14 protein-coding genes, 1 tRNA gene and 2 rRNA genes (1 of these 17 running past the window's edge) are annotated in these 20,000 nt (G+C 55.5%); 14 read left to right on the top strand and 3 right to left on the bottom strand.

Features of this window, described 5'->3' with window-relative positions; translation table 11 throughout:
- The 8 genes from GS614_RS17050 to GS614_RS17015 all read left to right on the top strand — a co-directional run.
- Window positions 1-2,524, top strand: a 23S ribosomal RNA gene (locus tag GS614_RS17050); it begins 342 nt to the left of the window's first position.
- Window positions 2,525-2,708: 184 nt separating this feature from the next.
- Window positions 2,709-2,823, top strand: a 5S ribosomal RNA gene (rrf, locus tag GS614_RS17045).
- Window positions 2,824-2,941: 118 nt separating this feature from the next.
- Window positions 2,942-3,018: transfer RNA gene (locus tag GS614_RS17040), tRNA-Met, on the top strand.
- A gap of 527 nt (window positions 3,019-3,545) precedes the next feature.
- Window positions 3,546-5,216, top strand: coding sequence for a hypothetical protein (locus GS614_RS17035; protein ID WP_171726882.1), 1,671 nt, complete (start codon window positions 3,546-3,548; stop codon window positions 5,214-5,216).
- Window positions 5,217-5,368: 152 nt separating this feature from the next.
- Window positions 5,369-6,880, top strand: coding sequence for a hypothetical protein (locus tag GS614_RS17030; RefSeq protein ID WP_171726881.1), 1,512 nt, complete (start codon window positions 5,369-5,371; stop codon window positions 6,878-6,880).
- Window positions 6,877-9,012, top strand: a complete 2,136-nt coding sequence (locus GS614_RS17025; protein WP_171726880.1) for a BadF/BadG/BcrA/BcrD ATPase family protein — start codon at window positions 6,877-6,879, stop codon at window positions 9,010-9,012. Before GS614_RS17030 ends, GS614_RS17025 begins: the two co-directional genes overlap by 4 nt.
- A complete protein-coding gene (locus tag GS614_RS17020) occupies window positions 8,963-10,153 on the top strand; it encodes an acyl-CoA dehydratase activase-related protein (protein WP_171364723.1) in 1,191 nt (396 codons plus the stop codon). The genes GS614_RS17025 and GS614_RS17020 overlap by 50 nt, the downstream gene beginning before the upstream one ends.
- A gap of 178 nt (window positions 10,154-10,331) precedes the next feature.
- On the top strand, window positions 10,332-11,633 hold the full coding sequence (locus GS614_RS17015) for an adenylate/guanylate cyclase domain-containing protein (RefSeq protein WP_216601195.1): 1,302 nt from the start codon (window positions 10,332-10,334) through the stop codon (window positions 11,631-11,633).
- 253 nt (window positions 11,634-11,886) lie between these two features.
- On the opposite strand, the gene GS614_RS17010 is transcribed toward GS614_RS17015, so the two are convergent.
- The 3 genes from GS614_RS17010 to GS614_RS17000 form a co-directional block, all read right to left on the bottom strand.
- Window positions 11,887-12,252 carry a hypothetical protein gene (locus GS614_RS17010; RefSeq protein WP_171726878.1) on the bottom strand — a complete coding sequence of 122 codons (366 nt, stop codon included), beginning with the start codon at window positions 12,250-12,252 and terminating at the stop codon, window positions 11,887-11,889.
- A gap of 111 nt (window positions 12,253-12,363) precedes the next feature.
- Complete coding sequence (locus GS614_RS17005; protein WP_171726877.1) at window positions 12,364-13,314, bottom strand: AraC family transcriptional regulator; 951 nt, start codon at window positions 13,312-13,314, stop codon at window positions 12,364-12,366.
- A gap of 107 nt (window positions 13,315-13,421) precedes the next feature.
- Window positions 13,422-14,288 carry a branched-chain amino acid aminotransferase gene (locus tag GS614_RS17000; protein WP_171726876.1) on the bottom strand — a complete coding sequence of 289 codons (867 nt, stop codon included), beginning with the start codon at window positions 14,286-14,288 and terminating at the stop codon, window positions 13,422-13,424.
- A gap of 160 nt (window positions 14,289-14,448) precedes the next feature.
- Between GS614_RS17000 and GS614_RS16995 the strand changes: the two genes are divergently transcribed.
- From GS614_RS16995 to dxs, 6 genes are all read left to right on the top strand, one after another.
- Window positions 14,449-14,961: a MarR family winged helix-turn-helix transcriptional regulator gene (locus GS614_RS16995; RefSeq protein ID WP_170347566.1), complete on the top strand. Its 513-nt coding sequence runs from the start codon at window positions 14,449-14,451 to the stop codon at window positions 14,959-14,961.
- A complete protein-coding gene (locus GS614_RS16990; protein ID WP_171726875.1) occupies window positions 14,958-15,659 on the top strand; it encodes a response regulator in 702 nt (233 codons plus the stop codon). Before GS614_RS16995 ends, GS614_RS16990 begins: the two co-directional genes overlap by 4 nt.
- 68 nt (window positions 15,660-15,727) lie before the next feature.
- Entirely contained in the window at window positions 15,728-16,654 is a 927-nt protein-coding gene (locus GS614_RS16985; RefSeq protein ID WP_171726874.1) for a histone deacetylase family protein, read from the top strand.
- On the top strand, window positions 16,651-16,893 hold the full coding sequence (locus tag GS614_RS16980; protein ID WP_152459693.1) for an exodeoxyribonuclease VII small subunit: 243 nt from the start codon (window positions 16,651-16,653) through the stop codon (window positions 16,891-16,893). The genes GS614_RS16985 and GS614_RS16980 overlap by 4 nt, the downstream gene beginning before the upstream one ends.
- Window positions 16,894-17,760, top strand: a complete 867-nt coding sequence (locus tag GS614_RS16975) for a polyprenyl synthetase family protein (protein WP_171726873.1) — start codon at window positions 16,894-16,896, stop codon at window positions 17,758-17,760.
- Between the two features lie 16 nt (window positions 17,761-17,776).
- Window positions 17,777-19,705, top strand: coding sequence for a 1-deoxy-D-xylulose-5-phosphate synthase (gene dxs / locus GS614_RS16970; RefSeq protein ID WP_171726872.1), 1,929 nt, complete (start codon window positions 17,777-17,779; stop codon window positions 19,703-19,705).
- The last annotated feature ends 295 nt before the right edge of the window (window positions 19,706-20,000 follow it).

Raw genomic sequence — 20,000 nt, 5'->3', positions numbered from 1 at the left:
GGCCATAGCGGGTGACAGCCCCGTATAGGAAGCTTTGACGGACGTATTAAGTAGGGCGGAACACGTGAAATTCTGTCTGAAGATCGGAGGACCACCTTCGAAGGCTAAGTACTCCTTGCTGACCGATAGCGAACCAGTACCGTGAGGGAAAGGTGAAAAGCACCCCGACGAGGGGAGTGAAACAGTACCTGAAACCGAACGCCTACAATCAGTCGGAGGCTCCTTGCGAGCTGACGGCGTACCTTTTGTATAATGGGTCATCGACTTGGTCTCACGAGCAAGCTTAAGCCGTTAGGTGTAGGCGTAGCGAAAGCGAGTCTTAATAGGGCGAATGAGTTCGTGGGATCAGACCCGAAACCGAGTGATCTAGGCATGGCCAGGTTGAAGGTAAGGTAACACTTACTGGAGGACCGAACCCACATCCGTTGAAAAGGATCGGGATGAGCTGTGCCTAGGGGTGAAAGGCCAATCAAACTCGGAGATAGCTGGTTCTCTGCGAAATCTATTTAGGTAGAGCGTCATCCGAATACCCCGGGGGGTAGAGCACTGGATGGGTAATGGGGCCCCACAGGCTTACTGATCCTAACCAAACTCCGAATACCCGGGAGTACTAGATGGCAGACACACTGCGGATGCTAACGTCCGTAGTGGAGAGGGAAACAACCCTGACCTACAGCTAAGGCCCCCAATTCATGGCTAAGTGGGAAAGCAGGTGGGACGACCAAAACAACCAGGAGGTTGGCTTAGAAGCAGCCATCCTTTAAAGATAGCGTAACAGCTCACTGGTCTAAACAAGTTGTCCTGCGGCGAAGATGTAACGGGGCTCAAGCCATGAGCCGAAGCTTAGGATGCCGTAAGGCATGGTAGCAGAGCGTAGTGTGACATAGAACTCATCCTGTATTGCCGCCGGTTATGTGGCGCGAGTAATCGCGCTCAAGTAGCCGAATAGGCGGTAGCGCAGGATAGAGTTCTTTCGATGAAGCCGGGGCGTGAGCCATCCGGTGGAGAGATCACTAGTGAGAATGATGACATGAGTAGCGACAAAGAGTGTGAGAGACACTCTCGCCGAAAGTCCAAGGGTTCCTGCTTAAAGCTAATCTGAGCAGGGTAAGCCGGCCCCTAAGCCGAGGCCGAAAGGCGTAGGCGATGGGAACTAGGTTAATATTCCTAGGCCAGGAGGATGTGACGGATCACAGGTGTAGTTCAATCTTATCGGATTGATTGGGCTGCTGAGTGGTTCCTGGAAATAGCCCTCCATCAGACCGTACCCTAAACCGACACAGGTGGACTGGTAGAGCATACCAAGGCGCTTGAGAGAACGATGTTGAAGGAACTCGGCAAAATACCTCCGTAAGTTCGCGAGAAGGAGGCCCGGTTCCTAGGCAACTAGGGGCTGGGGGCACAAACCAGGGGGTGGCGACTGTTTATTAAAAACACAGGGCTCTGCGAAGTCGCAAGACGACGTATAGGGTCTGACGCCTGCCCGGTGCCTGAAGGTTAAAAGGAGAGGTGAGAGCCTTGAATTGAAGCCCAGGTAAACGGCGGCCGTAACTATAACGGTCCTAAGGTAGCGAAATTCCTTGTCGGGTAAGTTCCGACCTGCACGAATGGCGTAACGACTTCCCCGCTGTCTCCAACATCGACTCAGCGAAATTGAATTGCCTGTCAAGATGCAGGCTTCCCGCGGTTAGACGGAAAGACCCCGTGCACCTTTACTACAGCTTCGCACTGGCATCAGGATTGTGATGTGCAGGATAGGTGGTAGGCTTTGAAGCAGGAACGCCAGTTCTTGTGGAGCCTCCCTTGAGATACCACCCTTCGCACTCTTGATGTCTAACCGCGGTCCGTTATCCGGATCCGGGACCCTGCGTGGCGGGTAGTTTGACTGGGGCGGTCGCCTCCTAAAGCGTAACGGAGGCGCGCGAAGGTTGGCTCAGAGCGGTCGGAAATCGCTCGTTGAGTGCAATGGCAGAAGCCAGCCTGACTGCGAGACTGACAAGTCGAGCAGAGTCGAAAGACGGCCATAGTGATCCGGTGGTCCCGAGTGGAAGGGCCATCGCTCAACGGATAAAAGGTACGCCGGGGATAACAGGCTGATACTGCCCAAGAGTCCATATCGACGGCAGTGTTTGGCACCTCGATGTCGGCTCATCTCATCCTGGGGCTGGAGCAGGTCCCAAGGGTACGGCTGTTCGCCGTTTAAAGAGGTACGTGAGCTGGGTTTAGAACGTCGTGAGACAGTTCGGTCCCTATCTGCCGTGGGTGTAGGAGACTTGAGAGGAGTTGCCCCTAGTACGAGAGGACCGGGGTGAACGATCCACTGGTGGACCAGTTGTCGTGCCAACGGCAGTGCTGGGTAGCTATGATCGGACAGGATAACCGCTGAAGGCATCTAAGCGGGAAGCCCCCCTCAAAACAAGGTCTCCCTGAGGGCCGTGGAAGACCACCACGTCAATAGGCCGGAGATGTAAGCGCAGCAATGCGTTCAGTTGACCGGTACTAATCGCCCGATAGGCTTGATTTGATCCAGTAACAGAAAGACAAATCAAAAACATACACACCTTTGACCAAGGATGGCTGTGTCGCGCCAAGCGACACTGTTGATTGACATAATAACCGTGCGGGAACGCGCATTCGCAAGCGAATACGCTGCATCCCGCGCGTCGCCTTTTTGCAAAGCAAAAAGAGCGACGGGGGCTTTTCCTCGGTTTGGTGGTCATAGCGCAAGTGAAACACCCGGTCCCATCCCGAACCCGGAAGTTAAGCACTGCCGCGCCAATGGTACTTGGGCTTAAGCCCCGGGAGAGTAGGTCACCGCCAAACCTAGTAAAAGCCCACATCTCTCTAAACAATCAAAAAAACAATACCCGGCCTCAAATAGCGCAAGCGATAGGCCAACCAAAGACCTCAAGTAGCGTAAGCGCTAGGTCACAAAAACTGTCGCGGGATGGAGCAGCCCGGTAGCTCGTCAGGCTCATAACCTGAAGGTCGCAGGTTCAAATCCTGCTCCCGCAACCAATAATTCCAGCAGACCGTTCGATCTACAAACAGTCCACTGGACTGTTCGCTAAACGATCAAACCTCGTCAGGCCCACAACCTGAAGGTCAGAGGTTCAAATCCTACTCCCGTAACTAATTCTTAAAGCCACCGTTGGATCCACCAACAGTCCCTTAGACCGTTTGACCCGAAACTAATCCTCAATTGGCTAATAGACTCGAATTGGTTGAACGGTTGGTAGGCATCGATGAGTCAATTCCTGTTTGGACCTGCCCACCGAGCGGAAACAATGCTCAAAGTGACGGATTTAATTTCATTCGGCTTTCGGTGTTAAGAAACTCTGCTTCCAACTCAAATGAACTAACAGTAGAAATCACTGCTCAACTCGGACTCGGCGAGGCGGCTTGCCGGGCCTAAAAATTGCAAAATCATGCGAAACACCTTAAAATCAGCAGATTAAAGCCAAAAGCCATTTCCGGTTTTTGACAGCAAAGTCATACGAATACAGAAAATTCTCGGCTGAATTCTATTTCGTGGAGCCAAAAATATGACTGGAAAAAACACCTTTATTGACATGCACACCCACCTGTTCACGGCGCGATATCTGCCGTTGCACAGTATCTTCTACTCGTTCACTTCACTGTATTTGTTTTCGCTTGGCTTGGCCGTGCTGGCGGTTCGTTTGACCCGAATGAGCGACTTCAGCAGACCCGCGACGGAAGAACCTGATCAGGACGATTTGATCGACGCATTGCTCAATCACGATGTGGACCGGCTTATGCGAGCCATTGCACTTCCTGTTCGTAAGAAAATCAGAGAGTATCAATCGACACCCAACCCCAGCCACCAGGATTGGAAGGACATAGAGGAGCTGATCCGAGCCCTCAACGATATTGACCATGATATCAACTATTCAAGGGCGGGCGACCTCCCAATAGGTGTTCAGCTTGTGGGCGGTGGCAGAATTTCTGACAGGTCCGCTTTTGGGGACAGTGGCACGGAAGCTGATTTGCTGGATCGGTTTCTGGCCGAGGCCTTCCGGGTCGCTGGTCAAAAAGCGGCAGAAAGCGGTTTCTTTCATGAAGCTGACCACATGCCGCCGGGTGGGTTGTACAAACCTGGATCTGATGCAGGTTTTCGTGCCGTCGGCATTCCAATCGGTCAAATCGGCATTATCTTTCAGTTGCTTGAATTCTTTGTCATCATGACCTTGTCCGAGCGAAACCGGTTCAAAGCGCTCAAGAGGGATTTCAAGAAGAAGGGTCAGGAAAGTGACCCGGAAGCCAGCCTATTCGTGGGCGTCCTGCTGGATATGCGCCGCGCCTTCGACAAGCTCAAGGAATTTTGGATGCCCGGATTCCTGCCGCCGTATTTCGACTTCACAGAACAAATGGAGCGGATGCAGTTGCTCGCAGCTGAGAACCCGAATGAATTGATCAATTTTGGTGCGGTTGACCCGTTTCGGGGCGGGAACTGGAAACAGATCGTCGATACAGGCGTTGAACTAGGGATAACGGGCTACAAAATCTATCCGCCCTTGGGGATCTGCCCGATCGATATGCGCGGCTACCAGACCCCGGTCGCCTCTGGGCGAAGTCTGGACAAGTACAGAGAAAAAGCGCAGAACCCGGCGCCCTACCCGATGGTACAGGCCAAGATGGGTGACATCATTCGCCATTTCTCCAGCCACGACCTGCGTTTGTTTGCCCATTGCAACCCGATGGGATTTGAGGTGGAGAAAGGATACGGCGTCTATTCCGATCCAGAGTTATGGAAGCACGCGATGGAGACCCACAATGCCCGGAACCTTTGGTTGTTCCTGGCTCATGGTGGTGGCGCAAAAGAAGTGGATTGGATGGGTTGGGCAGCAGATAACACCCATTTCAAGCAAACATTTGCCTATCGTGCTATTCGCTTGGTTGAGGAATTCGACAATGTCTATCTTGGCTTGGGTCATATTTTGGGAATTCTGGACACAAAGCTCAAACCAAAGATATTTCAGCGATTAAAATCAGTACTAGTGGGCAAGAGAACCCAAGGCGCACCGCACCATTTCCGCGACAAAGTGTGTTTCGGAACGGATTGGGCGATGCCCCTGATGGTCGGCAGAACCCGTGAATACCTGATCGAATTTGACACGTTCTTCAGTGATCCACAGATCAATCCTTGTGCACCCAACTTCTTTGAAGGAAATGCACGAAAATTTCTGGGTATTTGATGGATTTCCAGGCTGAGAGTGCCTGACCGGCGCCCAAGAAAACCTGAAATTCCGATGGCCCTGTTTCAAGCGGATTCCCGGTGCAGGGGGCGATTCAGGAATAATATATTGTGCATTGTAAATACATGTTATGTTGGTTGGGGGGTATTTTTATGAGTCGTATTTTGGAAGAGTCCTATAGGGCTTACGAACCTCGTCCTTTTACTGCGGATCAGCGCAAGGATGTCACCCTGTTGTTTGGTGGGGTCACATGGCGCGCCGAAAAACTGCTGGAAGGCCTGTTCAAAAGCGCGGGCTACTATGCGCAGCGCCTGCCTGATGTGACAGTTGAAGACTTGTACCTGGGACGTGAACTGGCGGATGTCGGACAGTGCTGCCCCACCGCCTTCACGACCGGCAACTTGTCGAGTTTCCTCAGAAACGAAGCCGAGGCCATCGGGGCTGACGAAGTGGCCGAAAAATATGTTTATGTGACCGCCGGGGCCTGCGGAGCCTGCCGTTTCGGTCAATATCACCAAAGCTATGAGCTTGCGCTGAAGAATCTGGGGCTCGAGGCGTTCAGGATGTTCCTGGTTCAGCAGCATGAAATCGATCAGTCGAAAGGCAAAGACGCCGGTTTGCAGACTGACATTCACCTGCTGCTGAGCACGGCCTTGGGCATGATGGCTGCGGATGCCATTCAGGATCTGGAATACCAGCTGCGACCCTATGAGCTAGAGCAAGGAGCGACCAACCGGGCGGCTCAGAAGGCGGTTTCCGAGATATACGACGTCATGTTGAGCAGGCCGAAACACATGCCGAAATGGGGATCAGTCCTGTGGCATGCGACGACCAGACGCTTCCTGAAGGCCATGAGGCGTGCGCGCGGCCATTTTGAAGACATCCAGCTTGATCGCTTGAGGGTCAAGCCGATGGTCAAGATTACCGGCGAGTTCTATCTGGCCACCGCCGAAGGGGTGCAGAACTACAATATGCATAACTGGCTTGAAGGCGAAGGCGCCGAAGTTCAGCCGGCGCCGATGGTCGTATGGTTCGACTACCTGATGCGGTATGGCGGACAAAAGCTGAAGCTGGGTTTCGGGATAAAAGAAAAAGCGCGTCAGAATTATGTTCTGCTGAAAGTTGGGCAGCGCTTTTTCAGGTTCAAATACGATCAGATGCGCCGGACGCTTGGGGGCGTTCCCCGTCCGATGCCCGATCAGGACAAGCTGCGGAAACTGGCGGCTCCTTTTTTTGACAACATGATCAACGGGGGTGAGGGTGATTTGCTGATCGCCAAGGCGATCTGGGCGCATACCCAGCGAAAAGCACATATGATTTGCGAGCTGTCGCCCTATGGCTGCCTTCCCAACACAATGAGCATCGGCGCAATGGCGGCCGTACAGGGCCGGTATCCCGACATGCTGTATGCCCCAATCGAGGTGAAAGGGGACAGCGACGTACACGCTTTGTCGCGGTGCCAGATGGTGCTGGCAGACGCCAAGATCCGCGCGCAGGAGGAATTTGAATCTGCTCTTGCCGCCGCCGGGTTGACTGCGGACGAGGCCAGAAAGCGCGCCAAAGAGCATCCCAAGGTCAACAAGCCATTTTGGAAAGTTCCCCATCGCGGCGCCGTGGGTACGGCATCCAATGTCGTGCTTGAGCTGGGAAATGCCACGTTGTGAAATTCGCTGGGGTAGATATTGGATCGACAACTGTAAAAGGCGTCGTGGTAGAAGATGGCGAAGTCATCTGGAAAGCCTATGGTCGTCACAAAACACGCCAGGCCGAGAAAACCCTTGAACTGCTGTCGCAGATGGAGCTGGAGGCCGGCCTGACCGCCGGTCTCGATGTCGTCACGTTTACAGGATCCGGGGCAGGGACACTGGCAGATCATGTGAACGCGCGGCAAATCCAGGAAGTTGTCGCCGTCGCCGCCGCCGTCGAAGCGTTGCATCCGGATGTGCATTTCGTGTCTGAAATTGGCGGTGAAGACATGAAGACGTTGTTCTTCACGCCAACCTCCGCAGGCAAGGCCAAGCAGGTCTATATGCAATCAGCCTGCAGCGGCGGTACGGGCACCTTTATCGAAAAGTCCGCACGAAAACTGAACATTCCCCCGGACGAGCTGACCACTCTGCCATTCGATGGTCAAACCCTTCATCGGATCAGCGCCAAATGCGGGATCTTTGCAGAGACTGACGCAAACAGTCTGGTCAAGGCCGGAGTTCCCAAGACCGAAATCATCGCAAGCTTGTTTGACGCGGTCGTGCGGCAGAACCTGGCGACTTTGACAAAAGGCAACACCCCCACACCATCGGTGCTTTTGCTGGGTGGGCCGAACATGTTCTTTCAAGGTCTTCAGCAGGCATGGGCAAGCCATTTGGCCGCGCTCTGGGACGAGCGCAATGTCGTATTGAAAGCAGGACAAAGCGTCACCGATGCAATCCTGGTTCCCGGCGATGCCTTGTACTATGCAAGCCTCGGCTGCGTCGAGATCTCTCGTCGGGAACAAAATGTATACCGGGCCTATTCCGGCACGGATGGCCTGAAATGGTGGGTGGAAACAGGCCAGCACGGTGAAAAGGCCAAGACAGGGCAGGAGGCCTTGGCCCGGAACGGTGAACTCGTCCGGTTCCTAGAGGATTTTTCCCAACCCGTGATCCAGATACCCCAGCCCGTTGCGGCCGAGACATATTATGTCGGGTGCGATTTCGGTAGCACCACGGTCAAGGCGGTGGCGTTGGACCGCGACGCGGAAATCAAGGCTTCGGTCTATCAGCACAGTCAGGGAAACCCGATCGAAGATGCCAAGTCCGTTTTCCGCAAGTTGCGTGATGCAGGGATCGAGGATATCGGCGCTCTTGGCCTGACGGGGTACGGGAAAGATCTGCTGAAGGATATTTTGGGGGCGGACGTGCCAGTGGTTGAGACGGTCGCACATGCGGCTGCTGCCATGCACATACATCCCGATGCAGACGCGATATGCGACGTCGGTGGGACCGATGTCAAAATCATGCTGTTGCGGCAGAAAGCGGTCGTCGATTTTCGGCTCAATTCCCAATGTTCTTCCGGCAATGGGGCGTTTCTTCAAGGCGTTGCCGAACGCTATGATGTCCGGCTTGAGGACTATGCCGAAAAAGCCTTCAGCGCCAAGCGGATGCCGAAACTGATGATGGGGTGCGGCGTGTTCCTTCAGTCCGACATCGTGAACCAGCAACGCAAAGGGTGGGCGGCAGAAGAAATCATGGCAAGCCTTGCTGCGGTCCTGCCCCTGAATGTTTGGGTCTATGCCGGGCAGTTTCAGAACCTCAAGGCCATCGGCAGGAAGTTTGTCCTGCAAGGTGGAACACATCGAAACCTGGCCGTCGTCAAAGCCCAGATCGATTTCATCAGGGGTAAAATTCCTGACGCGGAAATTACCGTGCACCCTCATGCTGGCGAGGCTGGCGCTTTGGGTGCCGCCCTTCTTGCGCTCGAACATGTGAACACCGGGCAAACGTCCCGCTTCGTCGGGCACGACCGCGTCGAAGAACTGGAATATGTCAGCACAACCAACAGCAAAACCACCTGCAAGTGGTGTGCGATGAACTGCAGCCGGGCCTTTGTGGATGTTCAGATCCCCGGCGGTCGTGGCCGGGCAAACAGCAAGGTTCCTCTGGCGGAAGGGTGGGAGCGGGTGATTACCGGCAATTCTTGCTCGAAAGGGTTGATTGAAGACGCAGCTGAGATGAAAGCGCGAAAAAAGCAAATCGACGAGGAAGCGAATGCCAATCCAAATATTGCAGAAAGCGTTCGCGAAGGCGCCTTTCGCTAAGTCCAAACCACCCAAGCGGGATTTTCGGATCGGCATCCCTCGGGTCCTAAACCAGTGGTCGACGCATAAGTTTTGGACGACATTGTTTGTTGAACTAGGAATCAATCGCCGCAATATCGTCTATTCGTCGGACACATCGGAAGCACAGCAGCTGAAATTCGGAAAAGGGCGTGGTGCTGTTGATTGCTGTTACCCCGTCAAGTGCATGTCCGGCCACTATGGTGAATTGCTGGACGGGCAAAAGCGCCCTATTGATATCCTGTTCGTTCCCATAATCCTGACTGTCCCATCCTTTTTGCGGGGCCATGTCCGGGAAAACATGGCCTGCCCACGCGTCATTGCCGGCCCCGAAAGTACACGAGCCGGATTTCGGCGGGAAAAGGACGTGTTCAAGGAACTGGGCGTACATTATCTTTCGCCGGCCGTGTCCTTGGCAGACCCACAAATTGCGACCCGGCAGTTGTACGACGCCCTGAAGGGTGTAATCACCGACTTGCGCTTGGCTGAACTGCGCGCTGCGGTTGCCAAAGCTTATGACGCCCTTCAAGAGTTTGATCAGAGTCTGCGGCGGCAAAGTCTGGCGGTACTGTCCGAATGCGCCACACAACATCGACCTTGCATCCTGGCCTTGGGCCGCCCTTACCACATGGACACCGGAATTGGCCACGCCATTGAAAGTGAGTTGCAGGCCTTTGGTTATCCGATCCTCTGGGGTCAGTACCTGCCATTGGACGCAGAGATACTGGATTGGTTATACGGCGATCTGATCAAAGCTGGCCGAATTCAAAGCCCTTTTGACATTTCGGATATTTGGAAAACATCCCACAGCGCAAACACCAACGAACTTCTGTGGGCTGCACGCTATGGATCCATTATGCCGTGGATAACCTGTTCAATCCGGTTCTCCAGTTATGAATGCGGAATGGATCAGCCGACTTATTCACCAGTCCAGGAAATTACCGAAGCGCTTGGAACGCTTTTCTTCGTGTTTCAGGATCTCGATGAGACGAAACCTGCCGGATCTGTTCGAATTCGTGTGGAAACCATTGCTTACTATCTGGAACAGAAATCACCGAAAATCATTCAGAGCAAACTGGAGGCCCTGAAAACTGCACCACCTGAATTGCTGTTGCCAACTTGATCCAATGGCCGGTTTTCAGGGTGGTAGGGCACCCGTTTGCGGGCGCGAGGCCAAAAGCGGTTCAGGCTGTGTTGACGTCGCGACGCGAAAGTAGCTTCTGAACAAACAACCTGGGGCTTATCGACTAAGATGGGGATTTGGGGGATATTTCGCATAGAGTTGGCGCGGGGGCGATGCTTTGCTGAAACACATTGTGGACTCTGAAAATCCGATCGACGATGGAAAAATAAGACGAAAGATGCAGGTTGTTAACGTTGCTGCCTTTATTGCGTCGCTTGGGTTCGGTTTCACAGCTTTCTACCAGTTCCAACTTGGACCAGACTGGAGATATCTTGCATGGGTAAACTTTGGTCTTGGCTTCGCGGCGCTTTTGACGATGACGCTGGATCGCTTCGGCCTTGAGGTCAAAGTCGCTTATTTTACAGTGTGGTTGTTCCTGTTTCTGGCCCATGACATCAGCGTCGGCAAAAACGGTGAAGATCATCTGGTCTTGCTTGTCGGCCCGCCCTTGCTTTTTTATTTTCTAGGGGCCGCATATTGGCGCTGGATCACTTTGATAACGATCCTCAGCGCAGCATTGTTTATTTACATATCGCTTGTCGTTCCTTTGCACATACCGCCCGGCGAAACGATTTGGGATATAATTGCGCAGTCATATCAGGACGGATTTGTAAGGCAACCTCAGGATGTTATTTTCATTGTGCTGATTTTGGGAATCGTCTCGGCGCTTTTTTTCACCTCCTATTCTGCAAATGCCGCAATAGATCGTTACGAAGACGCTTTGGAAAAGGAATTTGCTGTTTCCGAGCGGTTGATAAATGTTCTGCTGCCTTCACGTATTGCCAAGCGCATCAAAGCACATCCGGACAGGCTAATTGCTGAAAGAATTGATGACGCCACAATTCTGTTTTCTGATTTGTCTGGATTTTCTGAATTCGCGGCCGCCAATGGGGCAAGGGCGACGGTCAAATTGCTGGGCTCCGTATTCTCAGCATTCGATGAACTGGTTTTGAGCTACAAGCTGGAGAAAATCAAAACCATCGGTGACAGTTACATGGTTGCAGGTGGTCTGGACCCCTCGGTCAAAGAGAGGCAACCGGATTCTGTTCGCATGGCGGCGTTGGCGATTGATATGATTGCGACGGTCGAGCGGGTGACAGACAATCTGCATCCAAAGGTGTCCCTGCGGGTCGGAATTCACAAAGGCCCGGTAATCGCAGGTGTAATCGGCGGCGACAAACCGTTTTTTGACGTTTGGGGTGATACAGTCAACATCGCCTCAAGAATGGAAAGCACCGGAGAGCCCGGGCGCGTTCAAATCTCACCCGAGGTAAGAGATGAGATAGCCGAATATGTGGATTGCGAGAGACGAGAGGTTATCAATATCAAGGGAAATGGCGAAATCCAACCGTATTGGCTGCTGAAAGTCCACGACAAACCTGCGACTTCACACTCGTCCGAGCGGCTCATCAAAGGCTGAAAACCTTATCTTCTCGGTGAAACGTGCCAAGGTCAGTGCGGGTTCAATCAGTGACTGGAATGGGACGAACCTGGGTCAGCTGAAACAACGGACCGCTCGGAGGCAGCTGCGAGCCGCAGCCGGATGGCCTGTTGAGACGGTGAGAGCATGCCCTTGAAACCAGACCTTTTTTAAAACGAGCCGCCGGTTGGTGATCCCGGCGGCCCGGACTTGAAGCATTACAGTGAAACTGGGACAGCCGTGGTCAGCGGTTTCAGGCGGTGACTTCCTGCTCGGGCGCGCTGAGCGAGATGACGAGCACCACAGCCGCACCGTTCAGCCAGTAAAACACCGCATCCAGTCCTGAGAACCCCAGAACGCTGGGTGCAAACAGGAAGGTGATCCCGACGATCAAGTCTACGGCCAGATGAAACTTGTAGGGAAGGACCCGCCAAATCCCAAGATGATGATCGGTCAGAACCGTCAGAACAAACGCAGCAACACCGGTGACAACCGACAACCACAGGGCCAGTGGGTTTGACTGACCCAATCCCAACAGGAACGGCAACGTCATGAGGGCAATGGCAACAGGGTAGTCGAGATAAGCATGGACAGAGCGGGTAACGAAACGCAGGGACATGAGATCTTCCTTTTTTCAATCATTGATAAAGGAAAGGTAAGGTGCCGAAGTTGAACGCTGAATTTCTGATCGTCTATGATACCATGCAGATCGTTCAGAAAACTTGGAGGATCAATGCATCGCCCGGTACGCAGCCGGCGATAGCCCAACCTGTTTCTTGAACACACGCGAGAAAGCTGCCTCGGAGGCATACCCGACCTCGGCGGCTGCATCTGCCACGTTCCATCGTGCCTCGGTCAGACCATGGCATGCGATCTGCATCCGCCAATCCGTGAGGTACTGCATCGGCGTTGTGCCCATCTTTTCAGCAAAAAGCTGAGCAAAGGCCGTGCGCGACATACCCGCCACACGTGCCAATGACGCAACGCTCCAGTCATTGGCCGGTGCCTGGTGGAACGCGGTCAACGCCCGCGAGATGCGCTGATCAGCAAATCCTGCCAACGCGGAATCCTGCGGGCTCTGACGTTCCAGATAGGCCCGGATCGCCTGTGCAAACAGGACCTCGGACAGTTTCAGCGCGATCAGGTCGCCACCGATCCTCGCGCCTGAAACCTCAGAGCCGATCATGCGCAGGGTGGATTCCATCCACGATCCCGCCTCTTCGCCATAATTCTCGATCAGGATATAGGGCGGCAGGCGGTCGATCACCATATGCCCGGTGCCGTTTCGGCCGGCCGGGCCGGTAAAAGAGAAGTGACCGCAGATCAGCTGCGTATCCCGTTCCTCGTCATCACCGCCATAGACCAACACGCCCTCGCCCGTGTAGCCCGCACGCTCCAGCACCTGCTCCAAGGGCAGGGCATCCAACGGCTTGACCTCGGCACAGAGCAATGCGTGCGGTGCCCCGTGGGGTATCAGGATCAGATCCCCCTGCCTCAACCGCAGGGCTTCCCCCGTGGTCGAGACATGAACCTTGAGCTCGCCACGCTGCACAAAATGAAACCGGGCCACGTTTTCGAACCCTGGCACCTGAATTCCGAAGGGCGGCGTGAACGACGTGCGGAAATAAAATGTGCCGCGCAGGGAAAGGCGGGTGAGAATATCGCTGAGAAGGTCCAACATGTGCTGAAGATACGCAATCTGTGCAATCCGTCCAGATGGCCGAACGGATTGCACGATAAATTGCACGTTTTGCAACAAAAAGCCCCCGACAAAGCGGGGGCAAAAGCTTACGAGCGCACCAGTTTCTCGTAGTCCTCGGCGATTTGGCGGGTCAGGTCGCCGACCTCGAATGTGTATTCGCCGATCTGCCCGACAGGCGTGACTTCGGCCGCGGTGCCGGTTAGCCAACACTGTTCGAAGTCAGCCATTTCTTCGGGCTTGATGCGGCGTTCATGCACGGTGATGCCCTTGTCTTTCAGCATCTGGATCACCGTCTGGCGGGTGATGCCGTTCAGGAAGCAGTCTGCCAGCGGGGTATGCACCTCGCCATCCTTGACGAAAAATACGTTCGCGCCAGTGGCCTCGGCCACGTATCCGCGCCAGTCCATGAACAAAGCGTCCGAGCATCCTTTGGCTTCGGCCTTGTGCTTGGAAATGGTGCAGATCATGTAAAGGCCCGCTGCCTTGGCATGGACGGGGATGGTTTCCGGGCTGGGGCGTTTCCACTCGGCAATGTCCAGCTTGGCACCCTGCATCTTGGCATCGCCATAATAGGCACCCCAGGGCCAGACCGCGACCGCCATGCGTACCGGATTGCGGGCCGAGGCGACGCCCATATCCTCGCCCGAGCCACGCCAGACCAGCGCCCGCACATACGCGTCCTGCAAACCGCTGGCTTTCAGCGCTTCTTCCTTGGCGGCTTCGATTTCATCAACCGAATAAGGCATTGGCATGTCCAGCGCCTCGGCCGAGGCGATCAGGCGCCGGGAATGGTCGCGGCTTTTGAAGATCTTGCCGTTATATGCGCGCTCGCCTTCGAATACCGATGAGGCATAGTGCATTGCGTGGGTCAGAATGTGCACGTTGGCCTCACGCCAGGGCACCAGTTTGCCATCCATCCAAATGGTGCCATCACGATCATCATACCCCGCCATGCGAAACCTCCTGAACCGGGTTGAGTTTTCGATTATTGCGCCAATTAGGTCCGATACGGACACAATATTGCGCAAAAACTGCGATTCGATACCGCTCTCCTCTTGGAATGTCAATAACGCTGACATAAACTCGGCCCGGTAGTAACGAATGAGGCATGATATGTCCGACATCCGCCCGGCCCCGCGTTATGGGGGCGAGAGCCTTTTGTTTTTGACCGATGAGCAATTGCGGCAGGGGATCGAGGCCATGTTCTTCGCCTATCGCGGCTTTACCGCTGATCCCGACCGCATCCTTGCGGAGATGGCCTATGGCCGCGCTCACCACCGGGCAATCCACTTCATCAACCGCGCGCCGGGCACGACTGTCAACAACTTGTTGGCCATTCTTGGCGTAACAAAACAGTCTCTGAACAGGGTTTTGCGAACCTTGATCGAGGATGGTTTGGTGGAAAGTCGCGTGGGAACAGTGGACAAACGTGAACGCCACCTATTTCTGACAGAAAAGGGGCAGTCGCTGGAAACCACGTTGTCGGATGCTCAGCGGGCCAGAATGCGCGCCGCCTACAAGGATGCCGGTCCCGAAGCCGTGGCTGGTTTTCGCAAAGTGCTTGAAGCAATGATGGATGCTGATATGCGTCATGCCTATACGAAACTTCGGGATACGACCTCATGAGCGAAATGGATGCCCATCTTCTGATTGTTGACGACGACGAGCGCATTCGTGATCTGCTCAAGAAGTTTTTGATGCGAAACGGGTTTCTGGTTACTGCGGCACGGGATGCGGCCCACGCGCGGCGCGTATTGTCGGGGTTGGATTTCGACATGATCGTCATGGATGTGATGATGCCGGGAGAGGATGGTGTCAGTCTGACCCGTTCTTTGCGGGAAACGCATACGACGCCGATCCTGCTGCTGACAGCAAAGGGCGAGACGGAACACCGGATCGCGGGCCTCGAGGCTGGGGCGGATGACTACCTGGCAAAACCCTTCGAGCCGAAAGAACTGCTGTTGCGGATCAACGCGATCCTACGCCGGATGCCGGAAACACCGGCAGAAGAAACCACCGCGAAGATCCTAAACCTCGGGCCCATCCGCTATGACATTGAACGCGGTGAGATGTGGCAGGGCGAAGACCCGGTCCGTCTGACCGCAACCGAAAATCAGTTGATGAAGATATTCTCGGCCCAGCCCGGAGAGCCGATCAGCCGCGCCAAGCTGGTCGAGGATCTGGGGCGCGACAAGGGTCAGGCGCAGGAGCGCGCGGTGGATGTGCAGATCACGCGCCTTCGGCGCAAAATCGAACAGGACCCCAAGCAGCCACGCTATTTGCAGACTGTGCGGGGCGCGGGGTATATGCTTGCGCCGGATTGAGATGCCGCTGCGCGGCGTTTTTTGGCCTTCGGCGAGGATATTTGTAGCCAGATGAAGATGGGATCCCAATGACAACCGCCCTTTTGACCCACGCCGATTGTCTGGGCCATGTGACACCTGACGGGCACCCGGAACGGGTGGCGCGGCTGGAGCATATTCTGCATGCATTGGAAGTGCTGGAGCTGAAGCGGGTGACGGCTCCGATGGCTGCGGATGACGATCTTCTGCGCATTCACCCCGAGAGCTATGTTCGCGACATTCGGGCCGCGCGCCCTGCGGACGGGTTCGCACAGATCGACGGGGATACGTTCCTGTCTCCGGGATCGGTGGACGCAGCTTACCGCGCGGCGGGTGCGGTGGTGCGGGCCGTTGATCTGGTTTTGAGCGGTGAAGCCTCGAACGCATTCTGTGCCATTCGCCCGCCGGGGCACCACGCGGAATTCGAAACGGCCATGGGCTTTTGCCTGTTTGGAAATGCAGCATTGGCGGCGAAACACGCGCTGGACCATCACGGTTTGAAACGTGTGGCCGTGGTCGACTTTGACGTGCATCACGGCAATGGAACCCAGGACCTGTTGTGGGATGAAGCGCGGGCATTGGTGATAACCAGCCAGCAGATGCCTTTGTGGCCCGGATCGGGCCGGCCCGAGGAAACGGGTGCTCATGATACGGTTCTCAACATCCCTCTGGCGCCCGGCAGTGGTGGCGCCGAGATGCGTACCGCCTATGAAACGAAGGCCTTTCCGCGCTTGCGGGCCTTCAGGCCGGAACTGATTATCATTTCCGCAGGGTTCGACGCCCATCAGGACGACCCGCTGGCCAATCTGAACTGGGCCACTGATGACTTCGCCTGGATCACCGCAGAGCTGTGCAGGATTGCTGACGAGGTTTGCGACGGTCGTATCGTCTCGACTCTGGAAGGCGGGTATGATCTGAACGCACTGGCCCAGGCCACACGCGCCCATGTGGAAGAATTGATAAAGGCAGCCCGATGACCCAGACCCCCGTAGACCAGATGACATTCGAACAGGCGATGAAAGAGCTTGAAGCCGTAGTTGGCCAGCTGGAACGTGGCGATGTCGCGCTGGATCAATCAATTGCGCTGTACGAACGCGGCGCGGCGCTGAAAAAGCGGTGCGAGGAGGAGTTGAAGCGCGCGGAAGAAAAAGTCGCAGCGATCACTCTGGACGCCAGTGGTCAGCCGACCGGTACGACGCCTGTCGAAGGTATGTGAATGTTCCCCGAAAGACTTGCGCAGGATGCTGCCAGCATTCAAAGCCATTTTGATCTGGTTTTGGGCGCGTTTGCAGACGTGGATGTCACCCGGGCCATGGCATATGCCACCCGAGGCGGAAAGCGGTTGCGCGGATTTCTGGCATTGGAAAGTGCCCGACTGCATGATGTTGAAGAAGACCGGGCGATCTGGCCGGCTACGGCCATAGAGGCGCTGCACGCTTATTCCCTGGTGCATGACGACCTGCCCTGCATGGATGACGATGACCTGCGCCGCGGGCGGTCCACCGTTCACGTAGAGTGGGATGAGGGCACGGCTGTTCTCGCCGGGGATGCCCTTCAGACGCTTGCTTTTGAACTTTGCACCTGTTCGCAGGTTGGGTCCGCAGACATTCGCGCAGACCTTGCCCTGACCCTGGCCAAAGCCAGCGGCGCACAAGGTATGGTGCTGGGACAGGCGCTGGACATTGCCGCGGAAACGGCCGCCGAACCGCTGTCGCTGGATGAAATAACGCGTCTTCAGGCCGGAAAGACAGGCGCCCTGATCGAGTGGTCAGCCTGCGTTGGCGCCGTTATGGCCCGATCCGATCCTGACCCGTTGCGCCGATATGCCCGGGCAATGGGTCTTGCTTTTCAGATCGCAGATGACATCCTTGATATTGAAGGCGATGCCCAAAAGGCGGGCAAGCGATTGCAAAAAGATACTGAGGCAGGGAAAGCCACTTTTGTTTCGCTTTTGGGTCTGCCTGCTGCCAAAGCCCGCGCAAGTGAGCTGGTGGATCAGGCCTGCGCCGCTTTGGACGGGTTTGGTCCGAGGGCGGAAACCTTGAAGGAAGCCGCCCGCTTCGTTATTGCCCGGGACAGCTAAGCCAGGAACGCGCCACATGTCTGACCGCCCCAATACGCACCTGCTGGATCTTGTGAACCGCCCTGCGGATCTCAAGCAGTTCTCGGACGCGCAACTGCACCAGGTCGCACAGGAGTTGCGGGCCGAAACAATTTCGGCGGTTGCCGTCACCGGCGGGCATCTGGGGGCTGGCTTGGGGGTTGTTGAACTGACCACCGCCTTGCACGCCGTGTTTGATACGCCCCGAGACAAGATCATCTGGGATGTGGGTCATCAGTGTTATCCGCACAAAATCCTGACCGAACGACGTGATCGCATCCGCACATTGCGCATGAAAGGTGGGCTCAGTGGTTTCACCAAGCGCAGCGAAAGCCCTTATGACCCATTTGGCGCGGCGCATTCCAGCACGTCGATCAGCGCTGCTTTGGGCTTTGCTGTTGCGCGGGATCTGGGCGGTGTAACGCCCGAAGGGCTGGGCGATGCAATTGCGGTGATCGGCGATGGTTCGATGTCGGCGGGCATGGCCTTTGAAGCGATGAACAATGCAGGCCACCTGAAAAAGCGTCTGATCGTCATTCTGAACGACAACGAGATGAGCATCGCGCCGCCAGTTGGTGCGTTGTCCAGCTATTTGTCGCGTATCTATTCCGAAGAACCGTTTCACGATCTGAAAGCTGCTGCAAAAGGCGCTGTCTCATTGCTGCCCGAGCCATTCCGGGAGGGCGCCAAGCGCGCCAAGGAGATGCTGAAAGGCATGGCGGTGGGCGGCACGCTGTTCGAAGAGCTTGGGTTTTCCTATCTCGGCCCGATAGATGGCCATGACATGGACCAGCTGCTGCCTGTTCTGCGTACGGTCAAATCACGGGCAGCCGGGCCGATTCTGATCCATGTATTGACGAAAAAAGGCAAGGGGTATGCCCCTGCCGAGCAGGCCCGCGACAAAGGCCATGCCACGGCCAAGTTCGATGTGGTTACTGGGGAGCAAAAAAAGGCACCTTCAAACGCGCCCTCTTATACGTCTGTATTTGGCAAGGCGCTGGTCGATGAGGCCGCGCGTGACGACAAGATCGTCGCCGTGACCGCTGCGATGCCCGACGGAACTGGCCTCAACCTGTTCGCCGAGCGCTATCCGTCACGTTGCTTTGATGTGGCGATTGCCGAACAGCACGGCGTGACGTTTTCGGCTGCGCTTGCCGCAGGAGGAATGAAGCCGTTTTGCGCAATGTATTCGACCTTTCTCCAGCGTGGTTACGACCAGGTGGTACATGACGTGGCGATTCAGCGCCTGCCCGTACGTTTTGCAATCGACCGGGCAGGTTTGGTCGGGGCTGACGGCGCCACCCATGCGGGATCGTTCGACATTGCCTATTTGGCCAACCTGCCCGGTATGGTCGTCATGGCTGCCGCTGACGAGGCCGAGTTGATGCATATGGTGGCGACCGCCGCCGCGCATGACGAAGGCCCCATAGCGTTCCGCTATCCGCGCGGCGAAGGTGTCGGGGTCGACTTGCCCGAACGCGGCGAGGTTCTGGAAATCGGCAAGGGCCGCGTTATCCGGGAAGGTGCGCGAGTTGCTCTGCTTTCATTCGGTACACGTCTGGCAGAGGTTCAGAAAGCGGCGGAATCTCTTTCAGCCAAAGGCATAACACCCACGATTGCCGACGCTCGTTTTGCCAAACCTCTTGACCGTGACCTGATCCTGGATCTGGTGTCCCGCCACGAGGCGTTGATCACCATAGAAGAAGGGGCCGTTGGCGGTTTTGGCAGCCATGTTGCTCAACTTTTGGCGGATGAAGGTGTATTTGATCGGGGCCTGAAATACCGCTCGATGGTTTTGCCTGATATCTTCATCGATCAAGCCAGCCCCGCGGACATGTATGCGGTGGCCGGCATGAATGCCGAGCATATCGAAGCGAAAGTTCTGGACGTTCTGGGTGTCGCCTCGATCGGAGAGAAACGCGCTTAACGCGCCTGTCGGCAGGGCAGCGGACGTTTCGAGGACCGAAATCCGTTTGACTTGGATTTATCTGGTGCCGCTGAGGGAAATCCAAAACCAAAATCTTGGAGCACCACGGAACTCTCATGTTTTCTGACCATATCTAAAATACGTTTCGATGTTTCACGCTATTCCGTTCTGCACCACTATACCCCATAGCTAGGCTCAGGATGCATTGATTTTCGCTGCGCTGCGTGACTCACGGCTCCCAGAACGGAGGGGAGACATGAGCGATCTTTATTGACGAACCGACGCGCAGATGGCG

This window comes from Ruegeria sp. HKCCD6604 (genome assembly GCF_013110635.1).
GTDB lineage: Bacteria > Pseudomonadota > Alphaproteobacteria > Rhodobacterales > Rhodobacteraceae > Ruegeria.
Note: the sequence above shows the minus strand (reverse complement) of the source record. Positions and strands in the feature narration are given on the sequence as shown.